Raw genomic sequence first — 18,379 nt, forward strand, 5'->3', positions numbered from 1 at the left:
GTAGGGGAGGGGCGAGAGGACCGGGGTGCCTGCGCCGGGGCTCACACTGATCTTTAGGCTGGCGACCGCACACCGAACACCGGCACCACCAACGGGGAGACACGAACATGGCCGACGCACGCAGACAACTCCGCTCGGGCACCGTCGTCCTCGGCGGCATGGGCCTCCTCGCCGCCGCCCTCACCGCCTGCTCCTCCGACGACCCCGACAAGCGCTGCGTCGACCGCGACAGCTACAACCTCACCAAGGGCTACAAGGTCGTCGCCGACAAGAACTGCACGACCACCAAGTCCTCGGCCAACAGCGCCTGGTACTACGAGGGCGAGAAGCGCGGCAACTGGGTTGACGGCGGCTCCTTCACCAAGCCCCGCAAGGCCTCCAGCGGCTCCGGCGGTACCAGCGGCGGCCACGGCGTCTCCCGCGGCGGCTTCGGCAGCGGCAAGGGCAGCTCGGGCGGCTGACCAGGACCCCCGGCACAGGACCCCGGAACCGGAGCAGACGCCGTACACCATGGAACGCCACACCATCACCCCGCGCCCCGGCTGGCAGCAGACCGTCGAGGCGCAGGGTCTCGTCTACCCGCTCACCCGCCACCCCGACGGCTCTCTGCGCCCCTACTGGGACGAGAGCGCCTACTACTCCTTCACGCTCCCCGAGGTGGAGGCCCTGGAGGAGGTCGTCGAGGAACTCCACGCCATGTGCCTCGCGGCGGCCGACCACATCGTCGAGGCCGGCCGCTTCGCCGACCTCGGCATCACCGACCCGCGCCTCGCCGAAGCGGTCGCGGAGGCCTGGCGCCGACGGGACGAACTCCCGTCCCTCTACGGCCGTTTCGACCTCCGCTACGACGGCACGGGCCCGGCGAAGCTGCTGGAGTACAACGCCGACACCCCCACGTCCCTGGTCGAGGCCGCCTCACCCCAGTGGTTCTGGATGGAGGAACGCTTCCCGGGCGCCGACCAGTGGAACTCCCTCCACGAACGCCTGGTCGCCGCCTGGAAGAAACAGTCCGCCCTCCTCCCGCCCGGCAGCCCCCTGTACTTCGCGCACTCCTCGGACGACGAGCTCGGCGAGGACCTGATGACCGTCGCCTACCTCAAGGAGACCGCCGAACAGGCGGGCCTGGACACCGACTGGATCTCCATGGAGGAGATCGGCTGGGACCACCTCTCCGGCCGCTTCGTCGACAACCAACTCCGCTTCATCCGCAGCTGCTTCAAGCTCTACCCCTGGGAGTGGCTCACCACGGACGCCTTCGCCGGCCACGTCCTCGACACCCTCGACAACGGCGGCGGCACCGGCACCACCCTGTGGATCGAACCGGCCTGGAAGATGCTCCTGAGCAACAAGGCCCTCCTGGCCGTCCTCTGGGACCTCTACCCCGGCCACCCGAACCTCCTCCCGTCCTACCTCGACGGCCCCCGCGAACTCGCCACGACGACCGGTTACGTCGCCAAGCCCCTGCTCGGCCGCGAAGGCGCCGGAGTGACCGTCCACGAACCCGGCACCGAGCCTGTCCTAGGCGAAGAGCCGTGCTGCTACCAGGAGTTGGCCCCCCTGCCCGACTTCGACGGCAACCGCGTCGTCCTCGGCGCCTGGGTCGTCGAGAACGAGTCGGCGGGCCTCGGCATCCGTGAGTCGTCGGGCCTGATCACGGACGAGTACGCACGCTTCCTGCCCCATGTGATCCGGTGACCGCGGCCTACACCCCGAGCACCGCCCGCAGCTGACCGAGCCCCCAGTCCAGGTCCTCCTTTCCGATCACCAGCGGCGGCGCGATCCGCACCGTCGCTCCATGCGTGTCCTTGACCAGTACTCCGCGATCCATCAGCTTCTCGGACACCTCCCGCCCCGTCCCGTGACCCGGGGCGATGTCGACGCCCGCCCACAACCCCCGTCCCCGTACCGCCGTCACCCGTCCCGTGCCCGCCAACGCCCCCAGCTCGCGGTGCAGATGCCCGCCCAACTCCGCCGACCGGGCCTGGAACTCGCCCGTGCGCAGCATCGCGATCACCTCCAGCGCGACCGCGCACGCCAGCGGATTGCCGCCGAACGTCGACCCGTGCTCCCCGGGCCGGAACACCCCGAGCACCTCGGCGCTCGACACCACCGCCGACACCGGCACGATCCCTCCGCCCAGCGCCTTCCCGAGCACATACACATCCGGCACCACACCCTCGTGCTCGCACGCGAAGGTCTTTCCCGTCCGCCCCAGCCCCGACTGGATCTCGTCGGCGACGAACAGCACGTTCCGCTCCCGCGTCAGCTCCCGCACCCCCGGCAGATAACCGGCCGGCGGCACCAGCACCCCCGCCTCGCCCTGGATGGGCTCCAGCAGCACCGCGACCGTGTTCTCCGTGACCGCCGACCGCAACGCCGTCAGGTCCCCGTAGGGCACGATCTCGAAACCCGGCGTGTACGGCCCGAAGTCCGCCCGCGCCTCCGGGTCGGTGGAGAAGCTGATCAGCGTTGTCGTACGGCCGTGGAAGTTGTTGCCCGCGACCACGATCTTCGCCATCTCCGAGGGCACGCCCTTGACCTTGTACCCCCACTTCCGGGCCGTCTTCACCGCGGTCTCCACCGCCTCGGCGCCCGTGTTCACCGGCAGCACCATCTCCATGCCGCACAGCTCGGCGAGCTGCTCGCAGAACGCCGCGTACCGGTCGTGGTGGAACGCCCGCGACGTCAGCGTCACCCGCTCCAGCTGCGCCTTCGCCGCCTCCACCAGCCGCCGGTTGCGATGGCCGAAATTGAGCGCCGAGTAACCGGCCAGCAGATCCAGGAACCGCCTCCCCTCCACATCCGTCATCCAGGCCCCGTCGGCGGAGGCGACGACCACGGGCAGCGGGTGGTAGTTGTGCGCGCTGTGCGCTTCGGCGGCGGCGATGAGTGTCTCCGTAGTGGTCACGGGATCTCCAGAAGGTGCCGAGTGCTGAGGGTGCCCCCTTTCCTATCGTCGCTCGCATGGTGGACGCGGGACCTCGGCTCTTCGACGCGCCCGGTAGGCTGACCGGCGGGCCGTGACTGGCGCGCTGGGATGGGACCGACCATCGGGGAGCGGCCTGTGTGTGAGCGAGTGCCGTGCGCCTGGGCCAACCGTGAACCGTGAACGCTTCAAGCCACGCCGTCCGGAGGCCGACGACATGTCAGAGCAGCAGCCCCTCTCCACCGAGTCCACCGCCTTCCGAGCCGCCCTCGACGTGATCCGCGCCGTCGAACCCCGGGTCGCCGACGCCATCGGCCAGGAAGTCCACGACCAGCGCGAGATGCTCAAGCTGATCGCCTCCGAGAACTACGCCTCCCCGGCCACCCTCCTCGCGATGGGCAACTGGTTCAGCGACAAGTACGCCGAGGGCACCATCGGCCGCCGCTTCTACGCCGGCTGCCGCAACGTCGACACCGTCGAGTCCCTCGCCGCCGAGCACGCCAAGGAACTCTTCGGCGCCCGCCACGCCTATGTCCAGCCGCACTCCGGCATCGACGCCAACCTCGTCGCCTTCTGGTCGGTCCTCGCCGACCGCGTCGAGGCCCCCTTCCTGGAGAAGACCGGCGCCCGCCAGGTGAACGACCTCACCGACGCCGACTGGGCCGAGCTCCGCCAGGCCTTCGGCAACCAGCGCATGCTCGGCATGTCCCTGGACGCGGGCGGCCACCTCACCCACGGCTTCCGCCCGAACATCTCCGGCAAGATGTTCGACCAGCGCTCCTACGGCACCGACCCGGCCACCGGCCTCATCGACTACGAGGCCCTGCGCGCCTCCGCCCGTGAGTTCAAGCCGCTGATCATCGTCGCCGGCTACTCCGCCTACCCCCGCCTGGTGAACTTCCGCATCATGCGAGAGATCGCCGACGAGGTCGGCGCGACCCTGATGGTCGATATGGCGCACTTCGCCGGCCTGGTCGCGGGCAAGGTGCTGACCGGCGACTTCGACCCGGTCCCGCACGCCCAGATCGTCACCACCACCACCCACAAGTCGCTGCGCGGCCCGCGCGGCGGCATGGTCCTGTGCGACGACTCCCTCAAGGACCAGGTCGACCGCGGCTGCCCGATGGTCCTCGGCGGCCCGCTCCCGCACGTCATGGCCGCCAAGGCCGTCGCCCTCGCCGAGGCCCGCCGACCCTCCTTCCAGGACTACGCCCAGCGCATCGTCGACAACTCCCGGGCCCTGGCGGAAGGCCTGATGCGCCGTGGCGCGACCCTGGTCACCGGCGGCACGGACAACCACCTCAACCTGATCGACGTCGCCACCTCCTACGGCCTCACCGGCCGCCAGGCCGAGGCCGCCCTCCTGGAGTCCGGCATCGTCACCAACCGCAACGCCATCCCCGCCGACCCGAACGGCGCCTGGTACACCTCCGGCATCCGCATCGGCACCCCCGCGCTGACCACGCGCGGCCTCGGCACCGCCGAGATGGACGAGGTCGCCGGCCTCATCGACCGCGTCCTGACCACCGCCGAGCCGGGCACCACCAAGTCGGGCGCCCCCTCCAAGGCCCAGCACATCCTCGACCCGAAGATCGCCGACGAGATCTCCCGCCGCGCCACCGACCTCGTGGCCGGCTTCCCGCTCTACCCGGAGATCGACCTGGGCTGAGCACGCCCCTGGCCGGCCTGCGCTCCCTCTTGAGTTGTCAAGGATCGGCTCTCAGAGATCGATGAGTTCCTGTCGTGGCTCCTCCCGCGGCGGTCCGCCACCCGGCCGGGCCGCCGCGCGGCGTATCAGCAGGCTCCCGCCGACCCCGACCACAACCCCGACAGCCAGCCCCGGCGCCGCCCACCAGACGCTGCCGCGGCCCTCGTCACCCCGTTCCCCGGCAGCCCGCCCCGTGGCGCCTCCCTCCCCGAAGTCTCCAGCCGTAGATACCCCCTCACCCAGTCCGACCAGCACCTTCTCCCGCTCCAGCTGTGCGAACACCGAGCGCGGCGCCCGATGCCAGCGGATGTCGTCGTCGGCCACATCCGGCGCGGGATCGCTGCGTATCCAAGGCGTACCGTCCGTCGCCACGAACAGCTGATCCTGCCGCTCGACAGCCACATCACCGCCCGGCGCCCGGTTCGTCTGCGGCCAGCCCCCGACCCCCGTCAGCCCCCACATCACCGTGAAGGCCACCGGCGGATAACGCCCCTCGCTCCACGCCTCCGGCACCCGCTCCGTCCCGGTGTAGCTCGGTCGCAGCAGCTGCCGCAGCCGGGCGAAGGCCGGCTCACCGGACTGCAGCACCATCGTCCGCCCGGTGCCGCCGGCGACGATCATGGCCAGGTCGGGGACATCCCGGGCCTGGGTCGGTGAAGCCTGCGGATGCTCGGTCATCGCCAGTGCCGCAGATCCCCGCCCCGCAGGCAGCGCGTCGTCCGTAACGGGGCTCGCATAGACCGCTCTGTCCACCGCGACGCCCGCAGCGATCACCCCGTCCGCCGAGTCGCCCACGGCCCCTGCGTCCGCCGAGCCACCCACCGCCCCCGCGTACGCCACCAGCACCCCACACACCACGCACCCCCCGAGCGCCACCACCGCCGGCACCAGTGCTGCAAGCCGCGCCTGCGTCCTCCCCCTGCCCGCCCCCTCTCCGTCCCGTTCCCTCCGGCCCCTCATCCGTCCCCCTCCCCAGCGACCACTCCTCATACGTCCCGCAACTCCTGCCTCGGCCCGTCCTCCCGCGCCCGCCTCCACTCACCGTCGGACAGCCGTGACACGTACGGCCGCAGCACCAGCGCCAGCCCCGCCCCGATCGCCGCCCCCGGCAACGTCCACCACCAGTTGGCCCACCAGTCCGTGCCGTCGTCCGGCGTCGGCGTGCCGACTGTCAGCGAGGCCGTCCCGGCGTCGGCATCCACCCCCTCCGACTCCCAAGGTGCCGGGAAGATCCCGGAGTAACCCTCGCCCTTGGTGGCCCTGCCCATAACGCCCAGCTTCTTCAGCAGGGCGCGCAACTCGGTGGGGTGGTCGGCGCGGTGCCAGTAGCCGTTCATCGTGTCCGGCACGTGTGCCGCCGTGTGGATCCAGACGGCCTCGGTCGCCGAGTCGCCGGGGAAGACCCGGTCCGTCCGCCACGGCGATATGTCGTGGGCGAGCCAAGTGACGTTTATCTGGCGGGCGTTCGCCAGATCGGTCCCCGGAGGCGTCTCCCGGGTGCCTGTGTCCGGTGGGCCCAGCAGGTGCGCCAGCTCTCCGTACTCTTTGTCCGAGTAATACAGCGCCTCAACCTCCCCGCTCGACGGCGAGGTCACCAGCACGCTCGTCGGGCCGCCCGCCGAAGCCGATGACGCGCCCCACACCATCAGCGCCAGCGTTGCCGTCAACGCCCCTGCCAGTGCGGCAAGTTCACGAACCCTGCGCCTCCATCCACGCATCGCATCCCCCAACCAGTCGTCCCCTGCGGCCCGTCCGCGAGCCGTGTGTCACTTCTGGTACACCGCCCGACCCGCCGGGGTTCCCACCCTCCGCGAACTATTTGGCGGGCTTCCCCGACCTCCCGGACTCCCCGGCCGGGTCCTCCAGCGACTTCGCGATCTGCACGGCACGGGCCTTCGGCGCCACCCCCTCCAACCGCAGCGTCACCGCCCCCTCAGCGGTCCGGTGGGTCCACAGCAGCGTCGGTCCGGCTGTCCGGTCCTTGCGGGTGAAGCGGTCGCCGTCCGCGTCGACCAGCCAGAAGCTCAGCAGATGCGGACGCGGGAACCACAGGGCGTACTCCTGGACGCCGTCCGCGGTCGGCTGTCCGCCCAGCTCCAGCCACTCCGGAGGATCCCGCAGCGTCTTGGCGAAGCCGACGTCCAGCCAGGCGGGGAACTCGTCCAGCCGGACCGTGTCCCCGCCCTCTCGCCAGCACAGGCTGACCAGGAACCGCGCCTGCGGCTCGCCGGTGACCGCCACCGTGTCCGGTACACCCAACGCGTCCGGCACCACCGGCTCGAAGCCGGCCCGGCGCTCGGCCTGCCCGAGCGACACCGATCTGCCGCAGTCGGGCACCTCGGCGCCGGGCGAGGGCACCGCCGACGGGTCATACCGCACCTCGACCCCGCCGAAGTCGAACCAGTCGATCACCGCGGCCCGCACCGGAGGCGTGAGCGCGAGCACCGTCAGCAGGCCGCACAACGCCGCGGTCAGCGAGCGCCACCGCAGCCGTGTCCAGCGTCTGACCGCCCGCAGCCGTTCGCGTGCGCCCCGCGGCTCGGCCACCGGGGCAGGCAGCTGCTCGGCCAGTATCTGACCCAGCACCCGCTCGACCATCGTCTCCGAGCCCCCGGAACCGTCGGCCGCGTCCAGCGACCGGCCCAGCGCCTTCAGCTCCTCCGGCAGCCGGGAGACATCCTCATCTCCTCGCCCCCGCGAGCGTCCCCGCGCACCCGGACCCCGGTCACCGCCACGCCCGCGCGGCCCCCGGCCCCCGGCGCCCTCCGGGCCACGGCCGCCCTCACCGCCGTACGACTGTCGTCCCTCACTCACGCTCATCACCCCCTTCCCGAGGCTCGAAATCCGGCAGTAGTCGGCCCAGCTTGCGCAGGGCGCGGTTGAGCCGGGACTTGACCGTCCCGCGAGGCCAGCCCAGGGCCTGGGCCGTCTCGGACTCGTCCATCTCCAGGAGATAGCGGTAGGTCACGACCAGGCGGTGCTCCTCGCTCAGCTTCTCGACGGCGGACAGGAGGGCCGCGCGGCGCTCGGTCTGGAGGGTCGCCACCGCCGGGTCCGCCGATTCCGGTATCAGCGGCTCCGCCTCGACGAAGGCCGCCTCCCGGCCGGCGAGCGTGCGCTGTCGCGCCGCCGTGCGCACTGTGTTCCTCGTCTCATTGGCCACGATCGACAGCAGCCAAGGCTTGAAGGCCGAGCCGTCCCGGAACCTGCCCAGCGCGCAGTACGCCTTCACGAAGGCCTGCTGCACCACGTCCTCTGCGTCCGCACCTGCCCCGAGCGCCGCGGCCGCCCTGAGCGCGATGCCCGTATGGGCCCGCACCAGCTCCGCGTACGCCTCCGGCTCTCCGGCGCGTACGCGGGCGATCACCGCGGCCTCATCGACGATGCGGCCCCCCTCCCGCGTCCTCACACCTTTGTTACACCGCCGGGGACGGATCGGTTCCCATCTGTTTCCGACCAGTTCCGGATCGGCCCCCGACACCTGAGAGAATGGTGAACATGGCCTCTGACCGACCCCGCGTGCTCTCCGGAATCCAGCCCACCGCAGGCTCGTTCCACCTCGGCAACTATCTCGGCGCCGTCCGCCAGTGGGTGGCCCTGCAGGAGTCCCACGACGCGTTCTACATGGTCGTCGACCTGCACGCGATCACGGTTCCGCAGGACCCGGCGGAGCTGCGGGCCAACACCCGGCTCGCCACCGCCCAGCTGCTCGCCGCGGGCCTCGACCCGGAGCGCTGCACGCTCTTCGTCCAGAGCCACGTACCCGAGCACGCCCAGCTCGCCTGGGTCATGAACTGCCTCACCGGCTTCGGCGAGGCCTCCCGCATGACCCAGTTCAAGGACAAGTCCGCCAAGCAGGGCGCGGACCGGGCCAGCGTCGGCCTGTTCACGTACCCGATCCTCCAGGTCGCGGACATCCTGCTGTACCAGGCCAACGAGGTGCCGGTCGGCGAGGACCAGCGCCAGCACATCGAGCTGACCCGCGACCTCGCCGAGCGCTTCAACGGCCGCTTCGGCGAGACCTTCACGATCCCGAAGCCGTACATCCTCAAGGAGACGGCGAAGATCTACGACCTGCAGGACCCGTCGATCAAGATGAGCAAGTCGGCGTCCACGCCGAAGGGCCTCATCAACCTCCTCGACGACCCCAAGGCCACCGCGAAGAAGGTCAAGAGCGCGGTCACCGACACCGACACCGTCATCCGCTACGACGCCGAGAACAAGCCGGGCGTCAGCAACCTGCTCACCATCTACTCGACCCTCACCGGCAAGTCGATCGCCGAGCTGGAGCAGGAGTACGAGGGCAAGATGTACGGCGCGCTCAAGACGGACCTCGCCGAGGTCATGGTCGAGTTCGTGACGCCGTTCAGGGAGCGCACCCAGCAGTACCTCGACGACTCGGAGACGCTGGACTCGATTCTGGCCAAGGGGGCCGAGAAGGCGCGTGCCGTGGCCGCGGAGACCCTCTCCCAGGCCTACGACCGGGTGGGCTTCCTGCCCGCCAAGCACTGACGCGCACCTCGCACAGACGTACCACCGGGCAGAGCGCTGCACATCACTATGGTTGCGCCTGCCCGCAACACAGCCGTGGCCGTACAGTCGATAGCCGACGGCCCGGAACAAATCCGTCACGACGACAGGAGACGACGTGGGGACCGTAACGATCGGCGTGTCGATCGCGGTCCCGGAGCCACAGGGCAGCCAGCTCCAGCAGCTGCGCGCGGGCTTCGGCGACGCCGCTGCTCACGGCATCCCCACGCACGTCACCCTGCTGCCGCCGACGGAGGTGGACAGCGCGGACCTGCCGGCCATCGAGGCGCATCTGACCGAGGTCGCCGCGGCCGGCCGGCCGTTCCCGATGCGGCTGCAGGGCACCGGGACCTTCCGGCCCCTGTCGCCCGTCGTCTTCGTGCGGGTCGTGGAGGGCGGCGAGGCCTGCACCTGGCTGCAGAAGCAGGTCCGCGACGCCTCCGGCCCGGTGGCACGCGAACTGGCGTTCCCGTACCACCCGCACGTCACCGTCGCGCACGGCATCGACGAGGAGTCGATGGACCGCGCCTTCGAGGAACTCGCCGACTACGAGGCCGACTGGCCGTGCACCGGTTTCGCGCTGTACGAACAGGGCGAGGACGGCGTGTGGCGCAAGCTGCGCGAGTACGCCTTCGGGGGCGCCGTCGTGCCGCCGCAGGCAGGCCACGTCGAGCACGGCACCATCGGCAGCCGGTAGCCGCTTGTTTCGCCGCGGCCCGCGGCACCCGGCCGCAAGCTCGCGCCCGGAGCGGCCCGCCTAGATCGGCAGCCGGCGGAACACCCCGCGCGGGACGTGCCGCAGCACCGACATCACCATACGCAGCGTGCCCGGCACCCAAACCGTCTCCGAGCGCCGCCGCAGCCCCAGCTCCACGGCGGTGGCGACCGCCTCCGGAGTCGTCGCGAGCGGTGCTTCCGGGAGCCCGGCGGTCATCTTGGAGCGCACGAACCCGGGGCGTACGACCATGACGTGCACGCCCGTGCCGTGCAGCGCGTCGCCCAGGCCCTGCGCGAAGGCGTCCAGGCCGGCCTTGCTGGAGCCGTAGATGAAGTTGCTGCGGCGGGCCCGCTCGCCGGCGACCGAGGAGAGCACCACCAGGGAGCCGTGCCCTTGTGCCTGCAACGCGCGTGCGCTCACCAGGCCCGCCGACACCGCGCCCGTGTAGTTGGTCTGCGCGACCCGCACCGCGGCGGCCGGCTCGCGCTCGTCGTTCGCCTGGTCGCCGAGGATCCCGAAGGCGAGCAGCACCATGTCGACGTCGCCCTCCGCGAAGACCTTGCCGAGCACGGTCTCGTGGGAGCCGGGGTCGAGCGCGTCGAAGGCGACGGTGTGCACGTCCGCGCCGCTGCCGCGCAGTTGCTCGGCCGCCTGCTCCAGGGCGGGCGAGGGGCGCCCGGCGAGCCACACCACGCGCGTGCGGCGCGCGATCAGACGGCGGGCGGTGGCGAGCGCGATCTCGGACGTACCGCCGAGGACGAGCAGGGACTGGGGGAGACCGAAGGCGTCCTTCACGACGAGCAGCTCCTAGAGGGCGAGACGGCGGGACAGGTCCGAGGTGAACACCGCGCGCGGGTCGAGTTCGGCGCGCAGGGCGCGGAAGTCGTCGAGGCGCGGGTACATCGCGGCGAGGAGTTCGGGGCGCAGCCGGGAGTCCTTGGCGAGGTAGACGCGGCCACCGGCCGCCGCGACCTCCTCGTCGAGCTCGTCCAGGAAGCCGCCGAGGCCGGGCAGCGCGGCCGGGATGTCCAGGGCGAGCGTCCAGCCGGGCACCGGGAAGGAGAGCCAGCCCGGGTCGGCCTCCCCGAAGCGCTTGAGGACGGCCAGGAAGGACGGGCAGCGGTGCTCGGAGATGCGCCGCACGATCCGGCGCAGGGTGTCCTCCCGGCCGTGACCGACGACGAACTGGTACTGCACGAAGCCGCCGCGGCCGTAGACGCGGTTCCAGTGGGGCACGCCGTCCAGGGGGTGGAAGAAGGTGGAGATCTTCTGCAGTTGGCCGGTACGCGCGCGTGGTGCCTTGCGGTACCAGAGCTCGTTGAAGAGACCCACGGTCGTACGGCTCAGCAGGCCCTCCGGGAAGAAGGCGGGGGCGGCCGGGAACTGCGGGGTCCGGAAATCCAACGGTCCTCTACGCGCGCGTGCAGGCAGCGCGTCCAGGGGCGCGTGGTCGCCGCGGGTGAGGACCGCGCGGCCCGTCGCCGTGCCGCGTGCCAGCAGGTCGATCCAGGCGACCGAGTAGCGGTAGCGGTGGTCGTCGGCGGTCAGCCGCGCCATCAGGTCGTCGAGGTCCGTCGCACGCTCGGTGTCGACCGACATCAGCGACGTCTCGACGGGCAGCAACCGGATGGTGGCGGTCAGGATCACGCCGGTGAGGCCCATGCCGCCCGCGGTCGCGTCGAACAGGGGCGTGCCGCTGCTCACCGTGCGGATCTCGCCGTCGGCGGTGAGGAGTTCGAGCGACAGGACGTGCCGCGAGAAGGAGCCGGACACGTGGTGGTTCTTGCCGTGGATGTCGGCGCCGATCGCACCGCCGACGGTCACATAACGCGTGCCCGGCGTCACCGGCACGAACCAGCCCAGCGGCAGCAGCACCTCCATCAGCCGGTGCAGGGAGACGCCCGCGTCGCACAGCACCGTGCCGCCGTCGGCGTCGATGGCGTGGACGCGGTCCAGGCCCGTCATGTCGAGCACCGCACCGCCGGCGTTCTGCGCCGCGTCCCCGTACGCCCGTCCCAGGCCCCTGGGGATGCTTCCGCGGGCTCCGCAGTCCCGGACGGCGGCGGCAGCCTCCTCGTACGTCCGGGGGCGGATCAGACGGGCCGCGGTGGGCGCGGTGCGGCCCCATCCGGTGACGGTCACGGGAGCGGTGTCGGCAGACATGAAGGTGACCGTATCGCCCATCTGTGACCGATTAGTTTTGAAACGTGAATGCTCTCCCCGAAATGGGTGATTAATGGGATGTCGCTCAATATTGCCGGAGTTCCGGCGGTGTTGACGTGAACAGTGAGTCCACATGGACGACATGGATGACATGGACCATATGGACCGCCGAATCCTTTCCGTGTTCCGGGCGTGCGGGAGCGACCCGCGCGTCGCCGGTGCCGCACGCGCCCTCTCCTGGGCCGGTGAGCACGGTGCGCTGTGGCTCGCGGCCGGCCTCGCGGGAGCCGCCGTGGACGGCGCGCGGCGCGGCGCCTGGTTGCGCGGCACGGCGCTCACCGCGGGCGCGCACCTCGTCAGCATGGGCGTGAAAAGGGTGGTGCGCCGTCCGCGCCCGGCACACGTCGAACCCCTCGTGCGCACCGCCGGGCGGCACTCCTTCCCGAGCTCGCACGCGACCTCCGCCGCGGCCGCCGCCGTCGCCTATGGAGCGCTCGGCGCCCACGCGATCCCGCCGCTCGCCGCCGCGATGTGCCTCTCGCGCCTGGTCGTCGGCGTCCACTACCCCTCGGACGTGGCCGCGGGCGCGGCCCTCGGGGCGCTCACGGCGCGCGCCGGGTCGCGCTGGATGGCGGGGGGCGCGCATGACTGAGACAGCGCCCATCACGGGAGGCGCACGCACCCACGACACGGCGCTTCTCGAGCAACGCACGCCCCACCGGACCCCCGCACCACCCCAGCACAAAGGCGCCCGCACCCCGCGCGGCGGCGCCGGCGCGCTCCTGCGCGGCCTGCTCAGGACCGCCCGCCCCAAGCAGTGGGTCAAGAACCTCCTGGTCGTCGCCGCCCCGGCCGCCGCCGGCCAGCTCTTCTCGCGCCACGCGCTCGCCCAACTCGCCCTGGTCTTCGTGCTGTTCACCGCCTGCGCCGCCGCCGTCTACCTGATCAACGACGCCCGGGACGCCGAGGCCGACCGCGCGCACCCCACCAAGCGCCACCGCCCGGTGGCCGCGGGAGACGTGCCCGTGCCCGCCGCGTACGCCGTCGGAGGCGCCCTCGGGGTGCTCGCGCCGGTCGCCGCGGTCTGGCTGGTCTCGCCGGTCGTCGCGGCGCTGCTGACGGCCTACCTGGGCATGCAACTGGCGTACTGCGTCAGCCTCAAGCACGTCCTGGTCGTCGACCTCGTGGTCGTCACGACCGGGTTCCTGATGCGGGCCATGATCGGCGGGCTGGCCCTGGGGATCCCGCTCTCCCGCTGGTTCCTGATCACGACCGGGTTCGGCGCGCTCTTCATGGTGTCGGCCAAGCGCTACTCCGAGGCCGTGCAGATGGCCGGGAAAGCGGGCGCCACGCGCGCGTTGCTCACCGAGTACACCACCGGCTATCTCCGCTTCGTGTGGCAGCTCGCGGCCGGCGTCGCCGTGCTCGGCTACTGCCTGTGGGCCCTCGAGGAGGGCGGCGTCCCGCACACCAGCGTGCTGCCCTGGCGCCAGCTGTCCATGGTCGCCTTCATCCTCGCCATCCTCAGATACGCCGTCTTCGCCGACCGCGGCACCGCGGGCGAGCCCGAGGACGTCGTCCTGCGCGACCGCGCCCTCGCCCTCATCGGCCTGGTCTGGCTCGCGATGTACGGCCTGGCGGTGGCGAATTGGTGAGCACACGCGCGTGGACGTACCGAAGCGAACCGCCGGCCACGCGCGCGTGGAGAGACGGCGGCGAATCGCCGACCTCGAGCGCGTGCCCAAGCCCTCAGCCTCACCCGGCCCGCCCAAGCCCCCAGCCTCACCCGGCCCGTCCAAGCCTCCAGCCCCGCCCGGCCCGCCTGAGCTCCCCGCCCCGCCGTGAACTCGTCGGCTTCGCCGCCGTCGGCCTCCTCGCCTACGCCGTCGACCTCGCCCTGTTCACGTTCCTGCGCGGACCCGCCGGGTTCGACCCGATCACCGCCAAGGCGCTCTCGTTCCTCGCCGGCTGCTCGGTGGCGTACGCGGGGAACGCGCTCGGTACGTACCGGCACGCGCGCGTGAAGGGCGTGCGCCCCTACGCCGTGTTCTTCGCGGTGAACATCGCCGGAGCCGTCGTACAACTACTCTGCCTGGCCGTGAGCCACTACGGTCTCGGCCTCACCTCGCAGCGTGCGGACACCGTATCCGGAGCGGGAATCGGCATGGCGCTCGCCACAGTGCTGCGCTTTTGGGGTACTCGCACATTGGTCTTCCGCACCGAGGGCAGAGTCGGATCATGGACTGGCTGAAAAAGCTCCCCGTCGTCGGGCCGCTGGTGGCGCGCCTGACGGCCACGCACGCGTGGCGGTCGTACGAACGGCTCGACCGCGTGAAGTGGACGCGCCTGGCGGCCGCGATGACGTTCACAAGTTTCATCGCGTTGTTCCCGCTGCTCACGGTGGCCGCCGCGATCGCCGCCGCCACGCTCAGCGAGCAGCAGCAGAACGATCTGCAGGACAAGATCGCCGAGCAGGTGCCCGGCATCTCGGACCAGCTCGACATCAACAACCTGGTCCAGAACGCGGGCACCATCGGTCTCATCGCCGGCGCCCTGCTGCTGTTCACCGGCATCGGCTGGGCCGGCTCCATGCGCGAGTGTCTGCGGGCGGTGTGGGAGCTGCCCGACGGGGAGGAGAACCCGCTCCTGCGCAAGGCGAAGGACCTGGGCATCCTCATCGGCCTCGGCGGCGCGGTCCTCATCACGCTCGCCGCCTCCACCGTCGCCTCCGCGATGGTCGGCTGGATCACCGAGCGGCTCGGCATCGACAAGGGCGGCTGGGGCGGGATCCTGCTGTACGTCGTCGCGTTCTCCGTCGCCGTGTTCGCGGACTTCCTGCTGCTCCTGTACGTCCTCACGCTGCTGCCCGGCGTCGAACCGCACCGCCGCCGTCTGATGGTCGCGGCACTGATCGGCGCGGTCGGCTTCGAGCTGCTGAAGACGCTGCTGAGCGGCTACATGCAGGGCGTCGCCGCGAAGAGCATGTACGGCGCCTTCGGCGTCCCCGTGGCCCTGCTGCTGTGGATCAACTTCACCTCGAAGCTGGTCCTGTTCTGCGCCGCCTGGACGGCGACACAGAGCAAGGAGCAGGAGATCGAGGAGTGGGACCGCGAGGACCGGGAGGGCGTGGTCCGCAAGGTCAGGGACGAGGACGACGACGTACCAGGTCGGGCAGCGGCCAGCGGCGGTTGACCAGGAACGCGGCGGCGGCCAGCAGCACCAGCAGCCCGCCGGTGATCGCGAACGCGACCCCCATGCCGCCGGAGGACTCCTCGGCCGCGGCCTTCGTCCTGGGCGCGGCCGAGGAGTCCTCGCCGCCCGCCTGGTCCGCGGAGGCGTTCGCACCCGGCTGGGCGCTCGCCTGCGCGGCGCTCTTCGGCGGCACCAGCTCACCCACCGCACGCGCCTTGCCGGCCGCCTGGAAGCCCCAGTCGAAGAGCTTGGCGGTCTCCTTGTAGACCTCGTTGTGCTCGTCCTTGGACGGGTTCATGACCGTGACGAGGAGCACCCGGCCGTTGCGCTCGGCGACGCCGGTGAAGGTCGCGCCCGCGTTGGTCGTGTTGCCGTTCTTGACGCCGGCGATGCCCTGGTAGACGGGCACGTCGGAGTCGCCGCTGAGCAGCCGGTTGGTGTTCTGGATCTCGAAGGACTCGCGGACCGACTTGCCCTTCTTGCCCTTCGTCGTCTCGCCGGGGAACTTGGCGCGAACCGTCGAGCAGTACTCGCGGAAGTCCTTCTTCTGCAGCCCGGAGCGGGCGAACAGCGTCAGGTCGTACGCCGACGAGACCTGCCGGGGAGCGTCGTAGCCGTCGGGCGTGACCACGTTCGTGTCGAGCGCCTGGAGCTCCTCGGCGTGCTCGTTCATCTCCTTGACGGTGTCGTCGACGCCGCCGTTCATCGCCGACAGCACGTGCACGGCGTCGTTTCCGGAGCGCAGGAAGACGCCGAGCCACAGGTCGTGGACCGTGTACGTCTCGCCCTCCTTTATCCCGACCATGCTGGAGCCGGCGCCCATGCCGGCCAGGTCGGCGGGGACGACCTTGTGCTTCTCGCTCCTCGGGAACTTCGGCAGCACCGTGTCGGCGAACAGCATCTTCATCGTGCTCGCCGGGGGCAGCCGCCAGTGCGCGTTGTGTGCGGCGAGCACCTCGCCCGACTCGGCGTCGGCGACGATCCAGGAGCGCGCGGTGATGTCCTTGGGGATCACCGGGGCGCCGCTGCCCAGGTCGACCTGAGTGCCCGGCTGCCCCAGCCGCGTGCCGCCCACGCTCGACATGTTCGCCGGGGGAGTGGCCGACGGGCTTGCCGAGGCGCTCGGGGACGGGCTCGTCGAGGGACTGGGGGCCGCGAGGGCTGCGGGCGCGGTCAGCGCGAGCGACGACAGGGCGGCTGAGGTGACCAGCAGGGATCGCCTGACGGTCTTCTTGGGTGCGGGCACGGACGAGAACGTACATGCCACGGGGCGTGAAGTCCCACCTCCCACCCCACCCCGGGGACGGAGCCGGAGGCGGGGCGGCGATACTGAAGCCATGAAGCTCAGCCGCCCGGTCTCCTGGTTCCTGCTCGCCTTCGGGGTGTGGAGCTGGGTCATCTGGGTCACTTTCGTCAAAAACCTTGTCAAGGACAGCAGCGGTCAGGCCTTCGACGACGGCCACCCGACAGCGTTCTTCTGGGTGCATCTCACGCTGGCCGTCGTCTCCTTCGTATTGGGGACGGTCGTCGGGGGCATCGGGTTGCGCGGACTGCGCGCATTGCGCCGCACTTCATAACCAGCCGTACCGCAACAAACCGGACGGCAATGGAACCGACAGCGGGGGTTCACTCCACGGTGGGCATTGTCTTCGGCGTATTCGCCCTGCTGGCCCTCGGCGTCCTGGTGGCTGCCAACTGGTACCTGTGGCGCCGCCTGTTCCGCGACACCACCCGGGGCCCGGGCCTCGCCCGCCGCGCGGGAGCGGTGCTCATCGCGGGCGGCTGGGCGGCGGCGATCGGCGCCCTTGCCGGCGAACGCACGGGCGCACCGTTCTGGCTCCAGCAGACCCTGGCCTGGCCGGGCTTCCTGTGGCTCGCGCTGTCGATCTACCTGCTGCTGGCAGTGGTGGCGGGAGAGCTCGTACGCCCCCTGCTGCGGCGCGTGTTGGAAGGGCGGGCGCGCGAATCGGAGCGCGCGCCGGAGCGCGAGCCCGTGCGCACTACCCCAGACACCGCGCCCACGCCGGATCGCGCAACCCCCGAACCGGCGCCCGCCTCAAAACCCGCGCCCCTCCAAGATCCCGCGCCCACCCAAGCGCCCCTCACCACCTCCACCGAGACACCTCTCCCCACCTCCACCGAGACCCCCCTCCCAACCCCCACCCGCCGCCTCTTCGTCTCCCGACTGGTCGCCGGTGCCGCCGCCACCGCCGCCTTCGCGACCGTTGGCTACGGCACCTACGGCGTCCTCCGCGGCCCCCGCGTGAAGCGCGTCACCGTGCCGCTGGCCAAGCTCCCGCGCGCGGCACACGGCTATCGGATCGCCGTGGTGAGCGACATCCACCTCGGCCCGATCCTCGGCCGCGGCTTCACCGAGCAGGTCGTGCACACGATCAACTCCACGCAGCCCGACATCGTCGCGGTCGTCGGCGACCTGGTGGACGGCAGCGTGAAGGACCTCGGCCCGGCGGCGGCCCCGCTGCGGCAGCTGAAGGCGCCCTCCTACTTCGTCACCGGCAACCACGAGTACTTCTCCGGCGCCGCACAGTGGGTCGAGGAGGTACGGCGGCTGGGTCTGCGCCCCCTGGAGAACGCCCGTACCGAACTCCCCTGGTTCGACCTCGCAGGCGTCAACGACATCGCGGGCGAGAGCGAGGGCCAGGGCCCCGACTTCATCAAGGCGCTCGGCGACCGCGACCCGGCACGCGCGTGCGTGCTCCTCGCCCATCAGCCCGTCCAGATCCACGAGGCCGTCAAGCACGACGTCGACCTCCAGCTCTCCGGCCACACCCACGGCGGCCAGCTCTGGCCCGGCAACTTGCTTGCCGCAGCGGCCAATCCGACCCTCGCGGGCCTGGACCGCTACGGCGACACGCAGTTGTACGTCAGCCGGGGCGCGGGCGCCTGGGGCCCGCCCACGCGCGTGGGCGCGCCGTCGGACATCACGGTGATCGAGTTGGCGTCCACGCGCGCGTGACCGAAATGCGCGGCCCGGTGGAAACGGTTCGCCGCAGACTCTGTGAGAGCGCTGTGAAATCTGCTGGAAACCCCTTGCGGTAACTTCTTTCTCAATTCAATAAACCCCTCTTCCTCCAGGTGAAATACGTGTGATTAGGTGAGCCGCGCCACTAGGGGAGTGGCA

The 18,379-nt window shown here is 71.2% G+C and carries 19 protein-coding genes and 1 riboswitch; of the genes, 11 read left to right on the top strand and 8 right to left on the bottom strand.

Features of this window, described 5'->3' with window-relative positions; all coding sequences use genetic code 11:
• Nucleotides 1-107: 107 nt before the first annotated feature.
• Both ABZ848_RS34500 and ABZ848_RS34505 read left to right on the top strand, forming a co-directional pair.
• Entirely contained in the window at nt 108-461 is a 354-nt protein-coding gene (locus ABZ848_RS34500) for a hypothetical protein (protein ID WP_360838311.1), read from the top strand.
• A 49-nt stretch (nt 462-510) separates the two neighbouring features.
• The gene (locus tag ABZ848_RS34505; RefSeq protein WP_360838312.1) at nt 511-1,695 is read left to right on the top strand and encodes a glutathionylspermidine synthase family protein; all 1,185 of its coding nucleotides are present in this window, start codon (nt 511-513) and stop codon (nt 1,693-1,695) included.
• 7 nt (nt 1,696-1,702) lie between these two features.
• Here ABZ848_RS34505 and rocD read toward each other — a convergent pair whose 3' ends face one another.
• Complete coding sequence (rocD, locus tag ABZ848_RS34510; RefSeq protein ID WP_360838314.1) at nt 1,703-2,908, bottom strand: ornithine--oxo-acid transaminase; 1,206 nt, start codon at nt 2,906-2,908, stop codon at nt 1,703-1,705.
• A 102-nt stretch (nt 2,909-3,010) separates the two neighbouring features.
• Nucleotides 3,011-3,100, top strand: a riboswitch (ZMP/ZTP riboswitch).
• 43 nt (nt 3,101-3,143) lie between these two features.
• On the opposite strand from rocD, the gene ABZ848_RS34515 reads away from it, so the two are divergent.
• Entirely contained in the window at nt 3,144-4,595 is a 1,452-nt protein-coding gene (locus ABZ848_RS34515) for a glycine hydroxymethyltransferase (protein ID WP_360838315.1), read from the top strand.
• Between the two features lie 51 nt (nt 4,596-4,646).
• Here ABZ848_RS34515 and ABZ848_RS34520 read toward each other — a convergent pair whose 3' ends face one another.
• The 4 genes from ABZ848_RS34520 to ABZ848_RS34535 form a co-directional block, all read right to left on the bottom strand.
• Complete coding sequence (locus ABZ848_RS34520) at nt 4,647-5,312, bottom strand: hypothetical protein (RefSeq protein WP_360838470.1); 666 nt, start codon at nt 5,310-5,312, stop codon at nt 4,647-4,649.
• Between the two features lie 308 nt (nt 5,313-5,620).
• Entirely contained in the window at nt 5,621-6,301 is a 681-nt protein-coding gene (locus ABZ848_RS34525; RefSeq protein ID WP_360838317.1) for a hypothetical protein, read from the bottom strand.
• A gap of 148 nt (nt 6,302-6,449) precedes the next feature.
• A complete protein-coding gene (locus ABZ848_RS34530; protein ID WP_360838319.1) occupies nt 6,450-7,454 on the bottom strand; it encodes a hypothetical protein in 1,005 nt (334 codons plus the stop codon).
• Complete coding sequence (locus tag ABZ848_RS34535) at nt 7,441-8,043, bottom strand: RNA polymerase sigma factor (protein WP_242771909.1); 603 nt, start codon at nt 8,041-8,043, stop codon at nt 7,441-7,443. Before ABZ848_RS34535 ends, ABZ848_RS34530 begins: the two co-directional genes overlap by 14 nt.
• An 89-nt stretch (nt 8,044-8,132) precedes the next feature.
• Here ABZ848_RS34535 and trpS point away from each other — a divergent pair, with 89 nt between their 5' ends.
• Both trpS and ABZ848_RS34545 read left to right on the top strand, forming a co-directional pair.
• Entirely contained in the window at nt 8,133-9,146 is a 1,014-nt protein-coding gene (gene trpS, locus ABZ848_RS34540; RefSeq protein ID WP_360838321.1) for a tryptophan--tRNA ligase, read from the top strand.
• A gap of 136 nt (nt 9,147-9,282) precedes the next feature.
• Nucleotides 9,283-9,861 carry a 2'-5' RNA ligase family protein gene (locus tag ABZ848_RS34545; protein ID WP_360838322.1) on the top strand — a complete coding sequence of 193 codons (579 nt, stop codon included), beginning with the start codon at nt 9,283-9,285 and terminating at the stop codon, nt 9,859-9,861.
• Between the two features lie 60 nt (nt 9,862-9,921).
• Here ABZ848_RS34545 and ABZ848_RS34550 read toward each other — a convergent pair whose 3' ends face one another.
• Together ABZ848_RS34550 and ABZ848_RS34555 are read right to left on the bottom strand one after the other, a co-directional pair.
• Nucleotides 9,922-10,677 (bottom strand): decaprenylphospho-beta-D-erythro-pentofuranosid-2-ulose 2-reductase, encoded by a 756-nt coding sequence (locus tag ABZ848_RS34550; RefSeq protein WP_360838324.1) that lies wholly within the window; start codon nt 10,675-10,677, stop codon nt 9,922-9,924.
• Nucleotides 10,678-10,689: 12 nt separating this feature from the next.
• Nucleotides 10,690-12,045, bottom strand: a complete 1,356-nt coding sequence (locus ABZ848_RS34555; protein WP_360838325.1) for an FAD-binding oxidoreductase — start codon at nt 12,043-12,045, stop codon at nt 10,690-10,692.
• A gap of 133 nt (nt 12,046-12,178) precedes the next feature.
• On the opposite strand from ABZ848_RS34555, the gene ABZ848_RS34560 reads away from it, so the two are divergent.
• From ABZ848_RS34560 to ABZ848_RS34575, 4 genes are all read left to right on the top strand, one after another.
• Nucleotides 12,179-12,697 carry a phosphatase PAP2 family protein gene (locus ABZ848_RS34560; RefSeq protein ID WP_360838326.1) on the top strand — a complete coding sequence of 173 codons (519 nt, stop codon included), beginning with the start codon at nt 12,179-12,181 and terminating at the stop codon, nt 12,695-12,697.
• Nucleotides 12,690-13,700, top strand: a complete 1,011-nt coding sequence (locus tag ABZ848_RS34565; protein WP_360838328.1) for a decaprenyl-phosphate phosphoribosyltransferase — start codon at nt 12,690-12,692, stop codon at nt 13,698-13,700. The genes ABZ848_RS34560 and ABZ848_RS34565 overlap by 8 nt, the downstream gene beginning before the upstream one ends.
• Nucleotides 13,701-13,867: 167 nt before the next feature.
• Nucleotides 13,868-14,296: a GtrA family protein gene (locus ABZ848_RS34570; protein ID WP_360838472.1), complete on the top strand. Its 429-nt coding sequence runs from the start codon at nt 13,868-13,870 to the stop codon at nt 14,294-14,296.
• Nucleotides 14,284-15,237: a YihY/virulence factor BrkB family protein gene (locus ABZ848_RS34575; protein ID WP_360838330.1), complete on the top strand. Its 954-nt coding sequence runs from the start codon at nt 14,284-14,286 to the stop codon at nt 15,235-15,237. The genes ABZ848_RS34570 and ABZ848_RS34575 overlap by 13 nt, the downstream gene beginning before the upstream one ends.
• On the opposite strand, the gene ABZ848_RS34580 is transcribed toward ABZ848_RS34575, so the two are convergent.
• Entirely contained in the window at nt 15,185-16,483 is a 1,299-nt protein-coding gene (locus ABZ848_RS34580; RefSeq protein WP_360838332.1) for a D-alanyl-D-alanine carboxypeptidase, read from the bottom strand. The two genes, ABZ848_RS34575 and ABZ848_RS34580, sit on opposite strands and share 53 nt — an antisense overlap.
• Before the next feature lie 91 nt (nt 16,484-16,574).
• Between ABZ848_RS34580 and ABZ848_RS34585 the strand changes: the two genes are divergently transcribed.
• Nucleotides 16,575-16,814: a hypothetical protein gene (locus tag ABZ848_RS34585; protein WP_360838334.1), complete on the top strand. Its 240-nt coding sequence runs from the start codon at nt 16,575-16,577 to the stop codon at nt 16,812-16,814.
• A gap of 59 nt (nt 16,815-16,873) precedes the next feature.
• Nucleotides 16,874-18,214, top strand: coding sequence for a metallophosphoesterase (locus tag ABZ848_RS34590; RefSeq protein WP_360838335.1), 1,341 nt, complete (start codon nt 16,874-16,876; stop codon nt 18,212-18,214).
• Nucleotides 18,215-18,379: the final 165 nt, after the last annotated feature.

The organism is Streptomyces sp. NPDC047081, assembly GCF_040643775.1.
GTDB lineage: Bacteria > Actinomycetota > Actinomycetes > Streptomycetales > Streptomycetaceae > Streptomyces.